The organism is Streptomyces phaeofaciens, from assembly GCF_014648915.1.
In the GTDB taxonomy this organism is placed as follows: domain Bacteria; phylum Actinomycetota; class Actinomycetes; order Streptomycetales; family Streptomycetaceae; genus Streptomyces; species Streptomyces phaeofaciens.
The window spans coordinates 261,447-280,815 of record NZ_BMSA01000008.1; the positions used below are offsets into that span (position 1 = coordinate 261,447).

General features: G+C 74.9%; 9 protein-coding genes. 2 read left to right on the top strand and 7 right to left on the bottom strand.

Annotation, left to right across the window (positions count from 1 at the left end; all coding sequences use genetic code 11):
• Positions 1-7: 7 nt before the first annotated feature.
• From paaD to paaA, 4 genes are read right to left on the bottom strand one after another with little or no spacing between them, the layout of a single operon-like run.
• A complete protein-coding gene (gene paaD / locus IE275_RS16740) occupies positions 8-520 on the bottom strand; it encodes a 1,2-phenylacetyl-CoA epoxidase subunit PaaD (protein ID WP_229870274.1) in 513 nt (170 codons plus the stop codon).
• Entirely contained in the window at positions 517-1,311 is a 795-nt protein-coding gene (gene paaC / locus IE275_RS16745) for a 1,2-phenylacetyl-CoA epoxidase subunit PaaC (protein ID WP_189712092.1), read from the bottom strand. Before paaC ends, paaD begins: the two co-directional genes overlap by 4 nt.
• Positions 1,298-1,606, bottom strand: coding sequence for a 1,2-phenylacetyl-CoA epoxidase subunit PaaB (gene paaB / locus IE275_RS16750; protein ID WP_189712093.1), 309 nt, complete (start codon positions 1,604-1,606; stop codon positions 1,298-1,300). The genes paaC and paaB overlap by 14 nt, the downstream gene beginning before the upstream one ends.
• The gene (gene paaA, locus IE275_RS16755) at positions 1,603-2,652 is read right to left on the bottom strand and encodes a 1,2-phenylacetyl-CoA epoxidase subunit PaaA (protein WP_189712094.1); all 1,050 of its coding nucleotides are present in this window, start codon (positions 2,650-2,652) and stop codon (positions 1,603-1,605) included. Before paaA ends, paaB begins: the two co-directional genes overlap by 4 nt.
• Before the next feature lie 200 nt (positions 2,653-2,852).
• On the opposite strand from paaA, the gene IE275_RS16760 reads away from it, so the two are divergent.
• Both IE275_RS16760 and IE275_RS16765 read left to right on the top strand, forming a co-directional pair.
• On the top strand, positions 2,853-3,101 hold the full coding sequence (locus IE275_RS16760; RefSeq protein WP_189712095.1) for an acyl carrier protein: 249 nt from the start codon (positions 2,853-2,855) through the stop codon (positions 3,099-3,101).
• Positions 3,101-4,588 carry a class I adenylate-forming enzyme family protein gene (locus tag IE275_RS16765; protein WP_189712096.1) on the top strand — a complete coding sequence of 496 codons (1,488 nt, stop codon included), beginning with the start codon at positions 3,101-3,103 and terminating at the stop codon, positions 4,586-4,588. The genes IE275_RS16760 and IE275_RS16765 overlap by 1 nt, the downstream gene beginning before the upstream one ends.
• A gap of 70 nt (positions 4,589-4,658) precedes the next feature.
• Here IE275_RS16765 and ccrA read toward each other — a convergent pair whose 3' ends face one another.
• From ccrA to IE275_RS16780, 3 genes are all read right to left on the bottom strand, one after another.
• Complete coding sequence (gene ccrA, locus IE275_RS16770; RefSeq protein ID WP_189712097.1) at positions 4,659-5,882, bottom strand: crotonyl-CoA carboxylase/reductase; 1,224 nt, start codon at positions 5,880-5,882, stop codon at positions 4,659-4,661.
• 115 nt (positions 5,883-5,997) lie between these two features.
• Entirely contained in the window at positions 5,998-9,798 is a 3,801-nt protein-coding gene (locus IE275_RS16775; RefSeq protein WP_189712098.1) for a type I polyketide synthase, read from the bottom strand.
• Positions 9,791-18,514, bottom strand: a complete 8,724-nt coding sequence (locus tag IE275_RS16780; protein ID WP_189712099.1) for a non-ribosomal peptide synthetase — start codon at positions 18,512-18,514, stop codon at positions 9,791-9,793. Before IE275_RS16780 ends, IE275_RS16775 begins: the two co-directional genes overlap by 8 nt.
• Positions 18,515-19,369 lie beyond the last annotated feature (855 nt).

A 19,369-nucleotide genomic window follows, 5' to 3' on the forward strand; every position in this document is an offset into this window, starting at 1 on the left:
GCGCGCCTCACACCGTGGCCAGGTAGGGGAACGTCTCGCGGCAGGACGTGCACACCAGCACCGACTGGCACCGGGTCGGCCCGAACGGCGAGTGCGGGCGGGTGGCCCGGCTGCCGCAGTTCGGGCAGGGGGCGCCGAGGCCGATCCGGACGGGCCTCGGGGCGGTGGTCGGGCCGGGCGGGGCGATGCCGTGCTCGGCGAGCGCGCGCCGCCCGGAGGGGGTGATCCGGTCCGTGCTCCAGGCCGGGGTGAGCACCTGGCGGACCCTGCCGTCCGGGTGCCCGCACTCCGCGAGCGTCCCGGCGACGGCGGCGGTGATCTCGGACAGGGCGGGGCAGCCGAGGAAGGTGGGGGTGAACTCGACCTCCATCCGGCCGTCGGGAGCGAGGAACACGCCCCGGACCACGCCGAGTTCGCCGAGGGTGACGAACGGCAGCTCGGGGTCGGGGAGGGCGTGCACCCGGGCGCGCACCTCGTCGGCCGTGAGCGGCTGCGCGCCGGTGCGGGCGGGGCCGGTCACCAGGTACCTCCCGGGAACTGCCGGTGCACCGACTGGAGTTCGGCGATCAGTGGCGCGAACTCCTCGCCGTGCAGGCCCTGCCGGCCGCCGCGCGCCTCCCAGCGCGGGGCGGGCACGGCCAGTCCGGCGCGCTCCACCACCGCGTGCACCCGCTCCCGCCACACCGGACGCAGCGGTCCGGGCGACGCGGCGGCCCCGGTCCCGGCCAGCCGGGCCACCAGGTCGTCCTCGTCGAACAGCTCGGCCGTGTACGGCCACACCCGGTCCAGGGCGGCCTGCATACGCCGCCCGCTCTCGGCGGTGCCGAGGCCGAGGCGTACGGTCCAGCCGTCGGCGTGCCGCCGGTGGTAGTCGACCTCGGTGGCGGCCCGCGCGGCGCACGCGGCCAGCCCCGGTTCCGCGCTGCCGGCGAGCGCCTCGTAGTAGAGGACGGCGTAGTGGCTGTAGGCGAGCTGCCGGGCGACGGTCACCGCGAAGTCCCCGTTGGGCAGCGCGGTGAGCAGGGTGTTGCGGAACTCCCGGTCGCCTCGGCCGTAGGCGAGGTCGTCCTCGGTGCGGCCGGTGCCGTCAAGGGTGCCGCTCAGGGCGAGCAGGGCGCGGGCGTGGCCGATCAGATCGAGGGCGATGTTCGACAGGGCCAGGTCCTCCTCGATCGTCGGGGCCCGGGTGATCCACTGGCACAGGCGCTGGCCGAGGACGAGGGCGTCGTCGCCGAGCCGGGCGGCGAGCAGGGCGAACCCTGCCGTGTCGCCCCGCGCTTCCCGGGCGCCGTGCGTCTCAGTCGTCGTCATCGTGGTCGCCTCCCCCGGTCAGCGGGGTGAAGTGCTCGGGGTAGCGGTACGGCTTGTGGTGGGCGTTGCTGAAGAACGGGTCGCGTTCGGTGGGGGACGCGGCGTGCACGTCGGCAGAGCGCACCACCCACAGCGACAGCGGTTCGCCCCGCCGGGTGTACAGGTCGCGGGCGTGCTCCAGCGCCATGTCCGCGTCGCCGGCCCGTACGGAGCCGACGTGCTGGTGGGACAGGCCGCGGCGGGGCCGCAGGAACACCTCCCAGGACGCCGTCACACCCTCCGTCTCCCGGCTCACAGCGCGGCCTCCGGGGCGTCCTCGCGGGCGGCGTACGCGGCGGCGGCCTCCCGGACCCAGGCACCGTCCTCGTGCGCGGCGACCCGGTGGGCGACGCGCCGGCGGGCGGTGTGGGAGTCGTCGGCGAGTGCGCCCCGGTAGCTCTCCCAGTCGATGGGCCCGAAGTCGTAGTGGCCGCGTTCCTCGTTCCAGCGGATGCCGGGGTCGGGGAGGGTCAGGCCGAGACCGCGCGCCTGGGGGACGCAGTGGTCGACGAAACGCTGGCGCAGTTCGTCGTTGGTGTGCCGCTTGATGCCCCAGGCGATGGCCTGCGCGGAGACCCGCGCGCCGAGGGCGGCCGTGCGCGCGTCGGCGCCGCCGGCGAGCGTGTCGGGCGGGCCGAACATCAGGGCCACGGCGGGCAGCCACCAGCGGTCGACGGCGTCCTGCGCCATCTCCCGCTGCGCGGGGGTGCCCTCGCACAGGGCCTTCATCAGGTCGTATCCCTGCCGGACGTGGAAGGCCTCCTCCTGGCAGACCCGCCGCATCGCACGGGCGTAGGGCCCGTACGACGTCCGGGTCAGCGGGGCCTGGTTGATGACGGCCGCGCCGTCCGTGAGCCAGGCGATGGCGCCGGTGTCGGCCCAGGTCAGCGCCGGATGGTTGAAGGTCGCGGCGTAGCGCTGCTGGCCCCGGTGGAGGGCGTCCAGCAGGTCGGCGCGGTCGACGCCGAGGGTCTCGGCGGCGGCGTACAGGTACAGGCCGTGGCCGGCCTCGTCCTGGACCTTCGCGAGGAGCACGGACTTGCGGTGCAGGGAGGGTGCCCGGGTGAGCCAGCCGCCCTCCGGCTGCATGCCGATGATCTCGGAGTGGGCGTGCTGGGCAATCTGCCGGACCAGCATGCGGCGGTAGCCGTCGGGCATCCAGTCACGCGGTTCGACGGTCTCGCCCGCCCGCAGGAGCGCCTCGAAGTGCGCGGCGAGGGCGGCGGCCTCCTCGTCCGGCGCGGCCTCCCCGTCCGCCGCGCCGCCGGCCGCCTGAACGATCGCCTCGGCCGTGTCCACCATCACTCCCTCGCCTCGGTCCGTCCCCGGGACGGACCTCCCCGGGGGCTTTCACCGATACAAGAGGCGGTGGACCCGGCCCGCTATCCCGGCCGCCCGCGGTCGGTGCGCGTGACACATGTCACCCGCATGTCCGGGGAGTGCGGGGCTCCGCGGGCCTCTCTTCCCCTGATGACACGCAGGACGAGATCGAAGGGGAAGACATGAGCTCCATCAGGGAGTTGCTGGTCGAACTCACCGGCACGGTCGAGTACGCGCAGACCATCGGCGACGAGGTCGACCTGGCGGGCAGCGGTATCGACTCCGGTGACCTGGTGCGGCTGGTGCTGCTGGTCGAACAGCGGACGGGCGTGGAGATCACCGCCGAGGACATGGAGAAGCTCCGTACGATCGGCGACTACGAGCGGTTCGTCGCCGAGCGCGCCGCCGGCGGTGTGTCGGGCGGCGCGTGATGTGGCTGACCCAGCTGCTGGAGCGCAACCGGCAGTGCTTCCCGGACCGGTTGGCCCTCGTCGACGAGCAACGCTCGGTCACCTGGGCGGAGTTCGACGCGCGCACCACCGAACTCGCCCTGGGTCTGGCCGAACTGGGCATCGAGCGCGGCGACCGGGTCGCGGTCCTCTCCCTGGACCGGATCGAGGTGCTGGAGAGCTACTTCGCCCTGGCCCGGCTCGGCGCGGTGTTCGTCCCGCTCAATCACAGCCTCGCCCTGCCGGAGGTGGCCGGGATCATCGAGCGGGTCGGCGCGGTCGCGGTGCTCGGCGAGTCCGCCCTGCTGGACCGGCACACCGAGCTGCCCGCCTGTGTGCGGATCCGGGTGGCGCTCGACAAGCCCGTGTTCGCCGCGCTCGGCTCGGTCGCCGCGCCCCGCGCGCTGCCCGGCGTCCCGGACACCGACCCGGTCGCCGTCCTGCACACCTCGGCGACCACCGGGCAGGCCAAGGGTGTCACCGTCGACGAGGGGTCGTTCCGGGCGATCGGGCTGGGCTGGCTGGCCGTCGCCCGGCCCGACGACGACATCGTGATGGTCAACTGCTGCCCCCTCTACCACGGCAGCATGGTCGTCTCCCTCACCTATCTGGCGGCCGGGGCCACCGTCGTCCTGATGCCCGGCTTCACCCCGCAGCGGGCGCTGGCCGCCGTGGAGCGGCACCGGGCCACCCATGTCTGGCTGGTGCCGCAGATGCTGCGGTTCCTGCTCCAGGCGAAGGCCTCGCACCGCACCGACCTGTCCTCGCTGCGCGAGATCCTCTACGGCGCCGCGCCGATGCCCCTCGACGTGTACGCCGACGCGGTGGACCGCCTGGGCTGCGGCTTCCGGCAGGTGTACGGCATGACGGAGGTCGGCGGCCCGTTCGTCACCCTCGGCCCGGACGAGCATCCGGCGCCCGGTGACGTCAGCGCCCGCATCCCGTGCGGCCGGGTGATCCCGGGCATGTCCGCGCGATCGCTCGGCAAGGACGGCCGGGAGGCCGCCCGGGGCGAGGTCGGGGAGATCGTGGTGCGCGGCCCGGGTCTGATGCAGGGCTACTGGAACGATCCGGCGGCCACCGAGGAGGTGACCGACGACGGCTGGGTGCGCACCGGGGATCTCGGGTTCATCGACGAGGAGGGCCGGATCCACCTGGTCGACCGCAGCAAGGACCTGATCATCCGGGCCGGGCAGAACGTCTACCCGTCGGAGATCGAACGCGCCCTGATGACCCATCCGGCGGTCCGGGACGCGGCAGTCGTCGGCATCCCGGACGAGGACTACGGCGAGGTGCCGCTGGCGTACGTGGTGGCCCCCGAGGGCACCGACGCCCGCGCTCTGCTCGCGCACCTGGGCGAGCGTCTCGCCCCGTACAAGCGGCCCCGGAACATCGAGTTCATCGAGCAGGTGCCGCGCAACCCCGCCGGGAAGATCATCAAGAAGCTGCTCCGGGCGGAGACCGGCTAGGGCGCGGCGGTCCACGACGGGTACCCGGGGAGGGGCCGGCGACGCGAGGTCGCCGGCCCCTCCCCTTCGTTCATGCGCCCGCGTTGACCAGGACGGCCATGTTGCCCGCCGGATGCCGGTTCTCGTGGAGCAGCTGGTGGGCCAGGCCGATCTCCTCGAAGCCGAAGGTCCGTGACAGGCACGGGTCGATCGCACCCTGGTCGATCAGCCGGGTCACCTCACGGGCCTCCCGCCGGCTCGCCACGTGCGAGCCCTGGAGCCGCTTCTGGCGCATCCACAGGAACCGCAGGTCGACATCGCCGTTGTAGCCGGTCGTGCCGCCGCAGATGACGACCATGCCCGCGTTGTCGACCATGTAGATCGAGGTCGGGATGGTGTCGGCGCCGGAGTGCTCCAGTACGATGCTCGGCGCGCGGCGCTCGCCGAGCACCTCCCAGTAGCGGCGGCCGAAGGCACGGGCACCGGACAGCCAGGCGCTCATGGCGGCCTCGTCGTCGGTGTGCGGCAGCCGGCCCCAGTGGTCGAACTCCCGGCGGTCGATCCATCCCTTGGCGCCGAGCCGCATGCAGAACTCGCCGCGTTCCTCGCTGGAGACGACGGCGATCGGGATGCCGCCGGCGTGCTTGACGAGCTGGATGGCGATGCTGCCCAGGCCGCCCGCGCCGCCCCAGATCAGGACGGGGTCGCCGGGCCGTACGGTGTGCGGCTGCCAGCCGAACAGCTGCCGGTAGGCGGTGGCCGCCGTCGCCATGTAGCAGGCCGCCTCGGCCCAGTTCAGGCGGGCCGGCTTGGGGTGGACCATGTAGTCGTCGACGACCGCGAACTGGGCGAAGGAGCCGTAGTTCTCCTCGTAGCCCCAGACCCGCAGCGAGGAGGAGGTGACCGGGTCGGCGCCCAGGCGGATGTCCTCGGCCGACTCGTCCCAGCGGCAGGCGAGGACGGTCACCTCGTCACCGGGCTGCACTCCGCGCGCGCCCTCGCCGACGGCCCAGACGATGCCGGACAGGTCGGAGCCGCCGATGTGGAAGTCCTCCGTGGCGCCCTGCTTCTGCCGGGCGGCGATCACGTCGAGTGGTGTACCGAGCGCCGCCCACACGTTGTTGTAGTTGACGCCGGCCGCCATCACCTTGATCAGGACCTGGCCCGGCAGCAGCGGCGGCACGTCCACCACCTCGGTGCGGAAGGCGCCGATCGGCTCCCCGTAGCGCTCCTGGCGGATGAGCGAGGCGTACATCCGCCGGGGTGCCGTGCCGAGTTCGGGGGCGTCGCCGAGTTCGTACAGGTCCTTGTTCACGGGGAGTCTCCTGAGCGTCGGTTCGGTGGCCGGCGAGAGGCCGTCCGGTGGTGCGGGGAAGGGGTACGGGGGGCGGGACCCCGGGAGGCCCGGGTCCCGCCGAGGGAATGAGCGGTCAACCGGCGGCTGAGCGGAGGTACTTGGCCACCGCCCCGCCGATCAGGGCCATCGGCGCCGGTTCGGTCATCTCGTAGTGGCCGCAGGGCACGGCGTGGTCGTCGAGCGAGCCGTCGACGTACGGGCGCCAGCTGTCGGCCTTGTCCGGGGCGAGCGAGAGGTCGTCGCCGGCGCCGGGGGCGTCCCGGGTCGCGCTGAAGAAGAGCACGTCGCCGTGGAACACGCCGGGCCGGAACTGCGGGGCGATCCGCAGGTTGTTGCGCATCACGGCGGCGATCGCGGCGGCCTCGGCGCGGGTCACGGGCCCGGCCGCCGGGTCGTCGGACGGGTCTTCGGGGATCCGCCGGAGCACGGCGTCGACGTCGAGGCCCGGGGTGTCCAGCCCCGCCACCCGGGCCAGCAGCGCCGCCACCTGCCGCTCCGCCTGGTCCGGGTGGTGGGCGGTGCCGTGCGGCTGGGGCGCGTCCAGCAGGGCGAGCAGCTCGACCTCCTCGCCCTGTTCCTGGAGCGCGCAGGCCATCGCGTGGGCCACGAACCCTCCGTAGGACCAGCCCAACAGCCGGTAGGGGCCTTCCGGTTGAGCCTCGCGGACCAATTCCGTGTACGCCGCCACCATCGCCCCGGCGTCCGGCGCGGGCGGCCGGGTCCCGTCCAGCCCGAAGGCCTGGATGCCGAACACCGGCTGCCGCTCGCCGAGATGGGGCAGCAGCCCGGTGTACCGCCAGGAGACGCCCGCGCCCGGATGGACGCAGAACAGCGGGGCCTCGGTGCCGTCGGCGCGCAGGGGCAGCAGGGGCCGCAGGGCCTCGGGTCCCGGTGTGCGCCGGGTCGCGGCGGCCAGCAGCGCGGCGACGGTGGGGGTGGCCAGCAGCGCGGCCGCCGGCACGTCCAGCACCCCGGCCTGGCGGAGCCGTCCGGCCAGCAGCACGGCCCGCATCGAGTCGCCGCCCAGGTCGAAGAAGTTGTCGTGCACGCCGATCCCGTGGACGCCGAGGGCCTCCTCCCACAGCTCGGTCACCGCACGCTCCTCCACGGTGCGTGGCGCGAGGTGCTCGGTGCTCAGCCGCGGGCGGGGGACGCGCGCGCCGCCCGGGTCGGGGGCGGACTCGTCGTCGTGCGCGGTCGCGGTGGCGCCGGGCGCGTCGATCCAGTGCCGGCGCCGCTCGAAGGCGTAGCCCGGCAGCGGCACGCGGCGCGGGGCCGCGCCGTCGCGGCCGCCGTCGTCGGGCAGTGCGGCGTCCACTCCGGCGGCCCACAGCCGGCCCAGCGCGCCGGCCAGCACGAAGCCGTCGGGCCCCTCGGCCTTGGCGTGCCGCATGGTGGTGACGGTCACCGGTTCCTGGTCCGCCAGCCGGGCGCGGGCCAGTTTGACCATGCCGTCGCCGGGTCCGATCTCCACCAGGACGGGCCGGTCGCGTTCCCAGAGGGCGGCGACGCCGTCGGCGAACCGGACCGTGCGCCGGGTGTGGGCGACCCAGTGGTCGACGTCGGTGGCCTGGGCGTCGGTGATCCAGGTGCCGGTGACGTTGGTGACGTACGGGACGGCGGGCGGCCGCAGCCGCAGGGTGCGCAGGCGGTCCGCGAAGGTTCCGAGGACGGGGTCGAGGACGTGCGAGTGGGCGGCGGCGGGCATCCGCAGCCGGCGGAACGGCACGCCGCGGCGGGTGAGTTCGGCCTCCAGCCGGTCCACCGCCTCGGTGCGGCCCGCGACGGTGCAGGCCTCGGGGCCGTTGACGGCGGCCAGCGACAGGTCCGCGCCGAGCAGCGGGGCGAGGTCGTCGGCCGGGGCCGCGATCCCGACGGTGGCCCCGCCGCATGCGGCGATGAGCCGGATGCGTTCGGCGACCAGGGGAAGCATCCCGTCCAGGTCCATCACCCCGGCCAGGCAGGCCGCCGTGTACTCGCCCAGGGAGTGGCCGATGAGGGCGTCGGGGCGTACGCCCCGGTCCATGAGGGTGCGGGCCAGGGCGTACTCGGTGACGACCAGGGCCAGGAAGGCGGAGGTGCCGCCCGGGTCGACCCGCTCGAAGAGCGCGGTGCGCAGGTCGTCGCCGGTCACCGGCCGCAGGATGCGGGCGCATTCGTCCACCACGTCGCGGTAGACGGCGTGGTCGCGGTACAGCTCGGCGCCCATGCCGACGTACTGGGTGCCGCCGCCCGGCAGCAGGAACGCCACCCGGGGCGGGTCGTCGGGCACGGGCGGGAGGGGCGGTGCCGGGGTGCGCAGCGCGGCCACGGCCTCGGCGGTGGTGGCGGCGGTGACGGCGGCGCGGTGGCGCAGCGCCGGGCGGTCGGTGCGCAGGGTGTGGGCGAGGTCGTCGAGCCGTAGTCCGGGCCGCCGTTCCAGGTGGCGGGCGAGGGCCTCGGCCTGGCCGGGCAGGGCGCCCGCGGTGCGCGCGGACAGGGGCAGGACGTGCCGGCGCGGGACCTCGGCGGGCCGGGGCACCTCGGTGGCCGCGGGCGCCTCCTCCAGGACGAGGTGGGCGTTGGTGCCACCGACGCCGAAGGCGCTGACGGCCGCGCGCCGGGGGTGGCCGGCGGCCGGCCACTCCTCCAGCGAGGTCGGCACCCGGAACGGGCCGGAGGCGAAGTCGATCAGCGGGTTCGGCCGGTCGAAGTGGAGGCTGGGCGGGATCTGACGGTGTTCCAGGGCGAGGACGGCCTTGACGAACCCGGCCATGCCGGCGGCGGCGCCGAGGTGCCCGATGTTCGTCTTCACCGAGCCGAGGGCGCAGAAGCCGCGCCGGTCGGTGCTCTGCCGGAACGCCTCGGTCAGCGCGGAGACCTCGATGGGGTCGCCGATGTGGGTGGCGGTGCCGTGCGCCTCCACCAGGCCGATCGTGCCGGCGTCGACGTCGGCCTCGGCCTGCGCGGCGAGGATCACCTCGCGCTGGCCCTCGGCGCTGGGCGCGGTGAAGCCGACCTTGCGGCGGCCGTCGTTGTTCACCGCCGAGCCCCGCACCACCGCGCGGACGCGGTCGCCGTCGGCCAGGGCGTCCTCCAGCCGCTTGAGGACGACCGCGCCGACGCCGTCGCCCGAGGAGGTGCCGGCCGCGTCCGCCGCGAAGGCCCGGCAGCGGCCGTCCGGGGAGAACGGTCCGCCGGGCACGTGCCGGTAGCCGAGCAGCGCCGAGGGGTTGAGGGAGACGGCCGCGGCGAGCGCGGTGTCGCAGCGGTGGTCGAGCAGGTCCTGGCAGGCGGTGTGCAGGGCGACCAGCGCGGTCGAGCAGGCCGTCTGCAGGGACAGGCTCGGCCCGGTCAGGCCCAGTTCGTAGGAGATGCGGGTGGCCAGGGTGCCCAGCGAGTTGGCGGTGGCCGCGTGGACGAGCGCCACCGAGCCGGGCTGTCCGGCGTAGCGCGGGTGCAGGTGCGCCGGGTAGTAGCGGCTGTCGCCCGCGCCGGCGTACACGCCCGTGGTGCCCTCCCGGGCCGCGCGCAGACAGCCGGCGTCCTCCAGCGCGTGGTGGGCGGTCTCCAGCAGGAGCCGTTGCTGCGGGTCGACGACGGCCGCCTCGGCGGGGCTGTAGCCGAAGTACTCCGCGTCGAAGCGGTCGATGCCCTCGATCACCGACGCCATCCGTACGAGGCTCGGGTCGTCGAGGTCCCGGGGGTCGCCGCCCGCCGCGAGGAACTCCTCGTCGGTGACGGGCCGTGCGGCGTCCCGGCCGGCCGCGAGGTTCTCCCAGAACGCGTCGATGTCGTCGGCGCCCGGGAAGCGCGCCGCCATGCCGATGACGGCGATGGCGGGCAGGTCGTCGTCGCCTCGTCCGATGGGGTTCTCCGCCGGTGCCTCAGCCATCGCGCCGGTCCTTTCGTTCGCGTGCGGAGCGGCGGGCGCCGCGGGCGGCCCGCTGCCGTTGTGCCTGCTGTCGGGCCTGGTCGAGCGCGGTCGGCGGGGCGGTCTGCGGGGTCGGGGTCGCCTCCTCCGGTGCCGCGCCGGGTGCCGCGGGGGCGGCGGGTACGGCCGTCGTGCCGACCAGGTGCCGGGCGAGCGCGCGCACGGTCGGGCGGGCGAACAGGTCGACCACGCCCAGATCGCAGCCGAGGGCCTCGTTGACCGCGGACCGGGTTCCGACCAGGAGCAGTGAATTGCCGCCCAGGTCGAAGAAGTTGTCGTCGCGGCCCACCCGGTCCCGGCCCAGTACGCGGCACCAGATCTCGGCGAGCCGCGTCTCCAGCCGGCGCAGTGCGTCGTCGGCGCCCGGGTCGGCGGTCCGCCGGGCGCTGCCCGCCGAGCGCAGCGCCCAGGCTTCCCCGAGGCCGAGGCTCCGTGCGCCCCGCGCCGCGGCGGTGTACAGCGTGCCGAGGTCGGTGCCCTCGTCGAGTCCGACGCGGGCGGCCACCCGGCGCACCTGGCGTACCGGGCCCGTGACATGGCTGCGGACCCAGGGGGCGGTGCGGTCGGCGCCGATCAGCAGATGGGGTTCGTCGACGGAGCGCGCGAAGTCGAAGGAGCGCAGCGCGGCGGCGGTGTCCAGGACGCGGTAGCCGCGGGCCTCGGTGAGGGAGGTGAGCCCGTAGCCGCGGCTCATGCCGGTCTCCCGCCACATGCTCCAGGCCAGGCTCTGGGCGGGGAGTCCGGAGCGTCGGCGGTGCACGGCGAGCGCGTCGAGGTAGGCGTTGGCGGCCGCGTAGGCGGAGTTCATCGACCCGCCGAACCAGCCGTTGACGGAGGAGAAGGTGACGAAGGAGCCGACGGGGTGGTCGGCGGCCACCTGGTGCAGGGCCTGGGCGCCGCGCACCTTGGCGTCCAGGGCGGCGTGCCAGCTGTCGGGGTCCAGGTCGCGGGCGGGCCGTTCGTCGAAGGCGCCGGCGAGGTGCAGCACCGAGGTCAGCGGCACGCCGAAGGCGTCGGCCGCTTCGCGCACGGCGGCCCGCACCTGGGCGGGGTCGGTGACGTCGGCGCGGGTGTAGCGCACCTCGCCGAGCAGGCCGAGGCGGCGCAGGGCGTCGGCCCGGTGCTCCGCGCCCGGCGCGGCCGGATCGGTCCGGCCGATGAGCAGCAGCCGGGTGCCGGGGGTCCTGAGCAGATGGGCGGCCACCTCGGTGCCGACCCCGCCCAGGCCACCGCTGACCAGGTGGAAGCCGTCGGCGGCCGGGGGTGCCGGGCGCGGCGGCGGGTCGGGCAGGGGTGCCAGCCGGCGGACGTGGCGCAGGCCGGCGCGGTGGGCGACCTCCGTGTCCACGGGCGGGGCGGCCGCCTCGGCGAGGAGTGCGTCGACGGTGGCCGGCGCCGTGTCGGCCGGGAGGTCGACATGGACGCCGCGCAGCCACGGGGCTTCCTCCCGCAGCGACTTCAGCAGGCCCACGGCGGGGGCGTGGGCGCAGGCCGGTGCCGGGTCGTCGGGCACGACGGCCTGCGCGCCACATGTCACGAGGACCAGGGTCAAGGGGTCGTGCCGGTCCGGATCGTGACGGTCCGTCAGCGCGCGGGTGAGCGCCAACAGGGACAGGGCGGGGTCGTGGTCGGGGTCCGGGAGGACGGTGTCCGTGTCCAGGGCGCCCAGGTGCAGGACGGCGTCCACGGCCCGCCCGTCGGCGGCGAGGGCGTCCAGCAGCCTGCCGTGGTCGGTCACGTCGGCGGGCCGCACCCGGTAGTGGGCGGCGTCCAGGCGCTCGTACGCCGGTCCGTGCTCGACGACCGTGCACAGGCCGCCGTCGGCGCGCAGCCGTCGGGCGGCGTGTGCGGCCAGGGCGGCCGCCGGTTCGGCGCGCCCCGTCAGTACGAGGGTGTGGCGGCCGGCGGGGGGCGCCGGCGGGTGCAGGACGGCGGCGGGTGTCCAGACCGGGCGCAGGAACCAGTCGGGCAGGGTGGCGGCGGTGCCGAGGAGGAGCTGGGTCTCGCGCACCCGCTCGTCGAAGTCGCCCGCCTCGAAGCTCTTGCGGAGCCTGGTGCGCTGGATCTTGCCGATCTCCGTCTTGGGGATGTCCTCGGCGGCGACCGGGACGAGGAAGGCGGGGCTGACGCCGATCTCCCGGGTCACCTTGCCGCCGATCTCGCGCAGGGCGGCGGCCGGGTCCTGTCCGGGGTCGAGGCGGACGAAGAGGGCGAGTTCGTCGGTGGTGGCCGAGGGGTCGCTGCGGACCGCGCAGGCCGCCGTGAAACTCCGTACTACGTACGGGAGTTCCTCGACGCAGGACTCGATCTCGTGACTGTAGTGGTTGACGCCGTTGACGATGATGACGTCCTTCACGCGGCCGGTGATGTACAGCTCGCCGTCGCGCAGGAAGGCCAGGTCGCCGGTGTCGAACCAGCCGTCCTCGGTGAACGCCTCGGCGTTGGCCTTCGCGTTGTCGTGGTAGCCCCGGGTCACGGAGGTCCCGCGGACCTGGAAGCGGCCGACCTCGCCCTCGGCGAGCACGGTGTCCCGGTCGTCGACGACCCGCATGGCGAACCCGGGGTAGGGCAGCCCGCAGCTGACGAACGCCTCGTCGTGGTCCGGGGGTGTGCCGGGCAGGACGGCGTCGGTCACCACGGAGCAGGTCTCCGACATGCCCCAGCCGGGGTGCATCACGTCCTGCGGCAGCCCGAAGGGGCGCAGGGCGTGCAGGAAGCCGCGGGCGGCGGAGGCGACGACCACCTCGCCGGCGTTCATCACCAGCCGCATCGGCGTCAGGTCCCAGGCGCGCCCGGCGAACCGGTCGGCCTGGGCGGCGAGCAGTCCGAAGGCGAAGTTGGGGGCCCAGGTGACGCTGACGCGGTGCCGGTCGGCGAGGTCCATCCAGCGCAGGGGGTCCTCCAGGATCCAGGAGGTGGGCGCGTGGATCTGGCGGCAGCCGAGGTAGACGTCCCGGAGGTGGAACATGACCACGCCGGTGACATGGTCCATCGGGATCCAGTTGAGGCTGACGTCGTGCTCGCCGAGGCCGTTCATGGCCTCGGTCGCGGCGGACCGGGTGAGCACGCCCCGGTGGGTGATCCGGACGGCCTTGGGCAGGCCGGTGCTGCCGGACGTCATCAGCATCAGGATCAGGTCGTCGGGCCGGGCGGGGTGCCAGTCGCGGTCCTCGGGCGCCTCGCGCAGCGCGTCGGCGGTGGTCAGCCGCAGGCCCGGCAGTTCACCGCGCCCGGCCAGGTCCTCGAGGCCCGGCGCCTCGGCGGGCGAGGCGACGATCCACGGCTTGTCCAGCATTCGCCAGATGCCCTCGAGCTTGGTGAGGGCGGCCGAGGCCGTCGTGTACGAGGTGGGCACGGTCAGCGGGACGGCGACGAACCCGCCGAGGACACAGCCCCAGAGCGCGGCGACGAAGTCCTCGGTGTCGGAGCACTGGAGGATGACCTTGTCACCGGGGCGCAGTCCGTGCGCGCGCAGTCCGGCGAGGGTCCGGGAGGCCTCCGCGACGAGCGAGGCGTAGCTGCGCGGGGTCTCGGAGCCGTCGGCTCGGACGTGCACGATCTCGCCGCGCGCCCGCCCGGCGGCCCGGGTCAGTGCCTCGGCCCAGCCGGACACGGAGGGCTCGGGCAGCGGGGCGCCCTCGCTGAACGCGGGCACCCGCTCGTCCGGTACGGCATCGGCGTCCGGGGCGCCGCGCTCGGCGGGCGCCTCGGTGCGGGGCGGTCCGGCGTGCACGCGGCCCAGTTCCTCGGCGAGGTCCTCCGGCTCGGTCTCGGCCGTGCGGACGCCGGGGATCAGGGCGAGGAGGTTTGCCCACTCGGCGGCGGCCATGCGGTCGACGGCGGGCAGGGCGCGCAGGGCGGCGGTGTCGAGGGCGCCGTCGGGGGTGCGCGGCAGGGTGTTCACGGCGGTGACGCGCACGGTGGGCCGGGAGTCACCGGCGAGGAGCTGTTCGACCTGGCCGGCGGCGCCGGCCCGGCCGGGCACGACGTACAGCGACGGCGGACCCGGCTCCCCCCGCGGCGGCAGGGCGACCGCGTCCCGGACGCCGGCCACGGACCGGGCGGTCGCCGCCGGGTCCGCCGGGGCGCCGGCCGGGGCGGGGGCGCCCTCGGTGCGCGGCGCCGGGGCGGGGAGGGAACCGACGGGGAGGCCGGGGTCGGCGCAGACCGCCTCCAGCGCGGCCGTCAGCGCCTGGGCGAACCGGGCGGCGGTGTCGGCGGTGTACAGGTCCGTGGCGTACTCGACGTACAGGTCGAGGCCCTCGGGCGTGCCCTGTTCGTCGTGCCGTTCGAGGACGTCGACGAAGAGGTCGAACTTGGCGGTGCCGGTCGCCGTGGGCCGCAGCGGGGTGCGCTGTCCGCCGAGCCGGAGCACGGCCGGCTCGTTGTTCTGGAGGGCCAGCATGACCTGGAAGAGGGGGTGGCGGGCCGGGTGGCGGCGCGGGTTGAGGGCGTCGACGAGCAGGTCGAACGGCAGGTCCTGGTGGTCGAGGGCGGCGAGGTCGGAGCGGGTCGTGCGGGCGAGGAGGTCCCGGAACGCGGGGTCGCCGGCGGTGTCGGTGCGCAGCACGAGGGTGTTGGTGATCAGGCCGATCACATCGTCCAGGGCGGGTTCGGAACGCCCGGCGACGGGGGTGCCGATCGCCACGTCCGGCCCGGCGCCCCAGCGGGAGAGCAGTGCGCCGAGGACGGTGTGCAGCACCATGAAGAGGCTGGTGTCCTCGGTCTCGGCCAGCCGCAGCAGCCGGCGGTGCAGCGCGGGGTCCAGGGCGGCCGAGACGCTCGCGCCGCGTCCCGCGGCGGTGGCGGGCCGGGGCCGGTCGGCGGGCAGGGTGCTCTCCTGCGGCAGTCCGGCCAGGGCGTCCCGCCAGAACGCGGTGAGGCGGTCGGCGCGGCCCGCGCCGTCGGGCCCCGGGTCCAGCACGCGGCGCTGCCAGAGGGCATAGTCGGCGTACTGCACCGGCAGCGGTTTGCCGTGCGGTGCACGGCCCTCGCGGCGTGCCTCGTAGGCGGCGCCCAGGTCGTCGGCGAGCGGGCGCAGCGACCAGCCGTCGGCGGCGCTGTGGTGGAGCACGAGCAGCAGGGTGCGGGTGCCGCCGCTGCCGAAGACGCCCGCCCACAGGGCACTCTCCCGGGTCAGGTCGAAGCGGCGGCGGGCGGCCGCGGTCACGTGCGCCGCGACCTCCTCGGCGGGGCAGTCCACGATCCGCAGCTCGGGCCGGAGCGCGCCGGGCGGCAGGATCCGCTGGTACGGTCCGCCCGCCTCCCCCTCGTGACCGCGGTCGTCGGCGATGACGGTGCGCAGGCTCTCGTGCCGGTCGACGACATCGGCCAGGGCGGTGCGCAGCGCCGTGTCGTCGAGGGCGTGGTCCAGCGGGACGACCAGCGGGATGTTGTACGTGGCCGCCGCGCCGTCGAGCCGGTCGAGGACCCACATGCGTTCCTGGGCGAACGACAGCGGCACCCGGTCGGGCCGCCGGGCCGCCTCCAGCGCGGGCAGCCGGGGCGCGGCCTCGGCGTCCGCGACGAGCCGGGCGGCGAGCGCGGCCGGGGTGGGCGTGTCGAAGAGCACGGTCAGCGGGATCTCACGGCCCGCCTCGGTGCGCAGCCGGGAGAGCAGGCGCACGGCGAGCAGGGAGTGGCCGCCCAGGTCGAAGAAGCTGTCGGTGACGCCCACGGTGTCGGCGGGCAGCCTGAGCACCTCGGCGAACAGGGCGCAGACGAGGGCCTGTTCGGGGGTGGCGGGCCGCAGGTCGGGGGCGGCCGCGGTGAACTGCGGGGCGGGCAGGGCGCGGACGTCGAGCTTGCCGTTCGCGGTCAGGGGCAGTGTGTCGAGCAGGACGGTCGAGGCCGGGACCATGTGGGCGGGCAGCCGCTCGGCCAGGTGGGCGCGGAGCGCGGCCGGCTCGGGCGGCTCGGCACCGGCCGCCGGGACGGCGTAGGCGACCAGCCGGGCCTCCTCGTCCTCGCTCGTGCGCAGGACGACGGCCGCGGCGGCCACCGCGGGGTGCTCGGCGAGGACGGCCTCGATCTCGCCCGGTTCGACCCGGAACCCGCGGATCTTCACCTGCTGGTCCGCGCGGCCCAGGTAGGCGAGCAGGCCGTCGCCCGTGCGCCGGGCGAGGTCGCCGGTGCGGTACATCAGCGCGCCGGGGGGCCCGTACGGGTCGGGCAGGAAGCGTGCGGCGGTCAGCTCCGGGCGGTCGAGGTAGCCGGGGGCCACGCCGGCTCCGGAGACGTACATCTCGCCGGTCACGCCCGGGGGCACGGGCCGCCCTGCCGTATCGAGCAGGTGGACGCAGAGGTCGGCGAGCGGGACGCCGATCACGCCGGCCCGCCGCGGGTCGTCGAGGTCGGCGCGGGTGAGGCGGTGGAACGTGACGTGGACGGTCGTCTCGGTGATGCCGTACATGTTGACCAGCGCGGGCGCGTCCGGTCCGTACCGGTCGGCCCAGGGGCGCAGTCGCTCCGGGCGCAGTGCCTCGCCGCCGAGGACGACGTACCGCAGGTCGCCGCCCGGCTCGTGCTCGGCGTCGGCGCGGATCAGCTGCTCGAAGGCGGACGGCGTCTGGTTGAGGACGGTGACGCGTTCGGCGCGCAGCAGCCGCAGAAAGTCCTGCGGCGAGCGGCTCACCGTGTACGGCACGACGACGAGCCGCCCGCCGTGCAGCAGCGGCCCCCAGATCTCCCAGACGGAGAAGTCGAAGGCGTACGAGTGGAACAGCGTCCACACGTCGTCCGCGCCGAAGTCGAAGTGTTCGGCGGCGGCCGCGAACAGCCGCAGCACGTGGGCGTGCGGGATCGGCACGCCCTTGGGGCGGCCGGTGGAGCCCGAGGTGTGGATGATGTACGCGAGGTCGTCCGGCCCGGTGGCGGCGGTGCGCTCGGCGTCGGTGAGGTCCCCGGCCGGGCGCCCGGCGAGGTCGTCGGCCACCTCCGGGGTGCCGAGCACGACGGTGGGGGCGGCGACCGGCGGCAGTGATCCGGCCGTGCCGGCGTCGGTGACGAGTACGGCGGGCGGGACGTCCTCGGTGACCAGGCGGAGCCGTTCGGCGGGGTGTCCGGTGTCCAGGGGCAGATAGGCGGCACCCGTCTTCAGGACGGCGAGCAGGGCGACGACCAGCTGGGCGGAGCGGGGCAGCGCGAGCGCCACGACCCGGCCCGGACCGGCGCCGTGGCCGATCAGGAGCCGGGCCAGCCGGTTGGCCCCGGCGTTGAGCCGGGCGTAGGTGAGGGTCTCGTCCTCGCAGGTCAGGGCGGGTGCGTCGGGGACCCGGGCCGCCTGCTCCTCGAAGCGTCCGGTGAGCGTGCCGGTGACCGGGTAGGTGCGTGCGGGCCGGGTGGCGGGCTCCTCACCGGGCAGCAGCAGATCGAGGTCGGCCACGGTCGACTCGCCGGGAACGAGGGTGAGTTGCCGCAGCAGTTTCAGGAACCGCCGCAGATGCCGGTCGAGCTCGGCCTGCTCGTAGACGGCCGGGTTGGCGTCGAAGGCGATCCACAGGCCGCCGGGCTCGGCCCCCGGGCGGACGGAGATCTGAAGGTCCTCGACCGCGCCGCCGGACAGGTGGTGGGAGGTCGAGGGGTGCCCGGCGAAGACCAGGTCCTCGGAGAACGGCACGATGTTCACCACCGGGCCGTGGACCCGGTTGCCGGCGCCGAGCAGGCCCAGGTCGCGGCGGACGAACTCGCCCCGGTACTGCTGATGGACGCGCAGCGCACGCAGTTCCCCGGCCACCTGGCGGGCCAGTTCGCCGACCGGTGTGCCGGCGGTGGCGGCCACCCGCAGCGGCAGGATGTCGGAGGCGGTGCCGGGGGTGCGCAGCGCGGCCGAGCCCAGCCGGCTCATGGTGGCGAGGCCCAGGACCAGGTCGTCGGCGCCGGTCATGCGGTGCAGGTGGGCGGCGACGGCCGTGACCAGGAGGTCGGTGCGGGAGACCTCCGACCGGCGGGCCGCGGCGGCCAGTTCACCGGCCTCGGCGGGGGTGAGGTCGTGGGTGGCGCGCAGGAAGGGGGCGGTGGGCGGCGCGGTGCGCCCGGTGAGCCGTACCGGCGTGGGCAGGCCGGTGAGCCGGGCGGCCCAGTGGTCCCGGTCGCGGGTGTGCCGCGGCGAGGCGAGGTACGCCTCCTCCTCGTCGTACAGCCGGGTGACCGACTCGAAGCCGGCGGGCGGCGGTTCGTCCCCGGCGGCCAGCGCGGTGTAGGTGTCGGCGAGGCGGCGCGCGACGAGCTTGTAGCTGTAGCCGTCGAGCAGGATGTGATGGGCCCTCAGGAACCACAGGTGCCGGTCGGGCGCGACGGTGATCAGCGCGTGCGAGAACAGCGGGCCCGCGACGAGGTCGCAGGGGATCGCCAGGTCCCGCCGGATCCAGTCCTCCGCCGCGGCCCCGGGGTCGGGTTCGGCACTGACGTCGACGCGGTGCAGCGGCCAGTCGTCCGGCGCGGCGGCCCACTCCCGGCGCGGCCCCTCGGGGGTGTCGGCGAAGCGCAGCGCGAAGGTGTCGGCCTCGGCCACGGTCCGCCGCAGCGCGGTCTCGAACAGTGCCGGGTCGACGGGGCCGTGGATCTCCACGTACTCACCGGTGTTGTACGCGGCGGCGTGCGGCGCCAGCCGCCCGGCGAACCACAGTCCCTCCTGTGCTCCCGACAGCGGTCGACGTTCGTGCTCGTGGACTGACATGGCACCAACCCTCAACTGGCGAGCGGTTCTTCACACGCCTCGCACACGGAACCCGGCGGGCGGCCGGGGCGGTGAAGCCGGACAGGCGTACGCGATGCCACCGGCCGCCCGCACACCGGGCCGCCGCGCCCTGCAACGGGGCGCGGGTGAATACGGTGGCGGATACGGCGGCACGGCGGCCGATATGGCGTAAGGAAACGGATGCGCGCGGCGGCGCGGGAATCGTCTGGTCTCGGAACGATCATCTGCCGACGCCTCACTCTGCACGACCGGTCGTCGGACCGTCAAGGCGGCTCGATGCGTGCAGAATGACGCACGGAATACGTCCCCGGAACACTTTTCAGCCGCGCCGGCAACGCTTCTCGGCCCAAGGAATTGATTTCAGACATCCTTCTCGGGCGCCCTGTTGCCAGCCGCCCGGACACATCCCTGACCTGCCGTTACCGCACCGGAAGGCCCGAACCGGCCCCCGGCACGACCACCACGCACCCCGGCCGCGGGCTCGATCCTGGTTGTGAATCAGTCAACTTGCGAAGTCCATCTGTCCGTTGGCGGATACCTTGTGGGGAGTGACCGTACTCGTGAGGGATTCGGCGGCAGGAGCAATGGAGAACCCCAGTTCTTTTCCACTGAGTGGAAAGCCCGCAGTAAACCCCGCTTTCCACTGGATGGAAAGCGCATGCAGTCACCAGGGCTTTCTCCGGCGAACCGGGGAGATCCCTCGTACCGCCCCCTTCACCGTTTACCACTCCCTTACCGCTGGGCGGTCAGGCTCCCCAGCGGAATCTCTCGACCACGTGTGAAGAAACCGTCGGCAGACCGGCAGTCGGGCGCGAATCCGACGGGAAGAAAGGC

Coding starts and splice junctions, on each gene's coding strand:
- paaC (WP_189712092.1), bottom strand. CDS start 1,311: ATGACGACGACTGAGACGCACGGCGCCCGGGAAGCGCGGGGCGACACG.
- paaA (WP_189712094.1), bottom strand. CDS start 2,652: ATGGTGGACACGGCCGAGGCGATCGTTCAGGCGGCCGGCGGCGCGGCG.
- IE275_RS16760 (WP_189712095.1), top strand. CDS start 2,853: ATGAGCTCCATCAGGGAGTTGCTGGTCGAACTCACCGGCACGGTCGAG.
- IE275_RS16765 (WP_189712096.1), top strand. CDS start 3,101: ATGTGGCTGACCCAGCTGCTGGAGCGCAACCGGCAGTGCTTCCCGGAC.
- IE275_RS16775 (WP_189712098.1), bottom strand. CDS start 9,798: ATGGCTGAGGCACCGGCGGAGAACCCCATCGGACGAGGCGACGACGAC.
- IE275_RS16780 (WP_189712099.1), bottom strand. CDS start 18,514: ATGTCAGTCCACGAGCACGAACGTCGACCGCTGTCGGGAGCACAGGAG.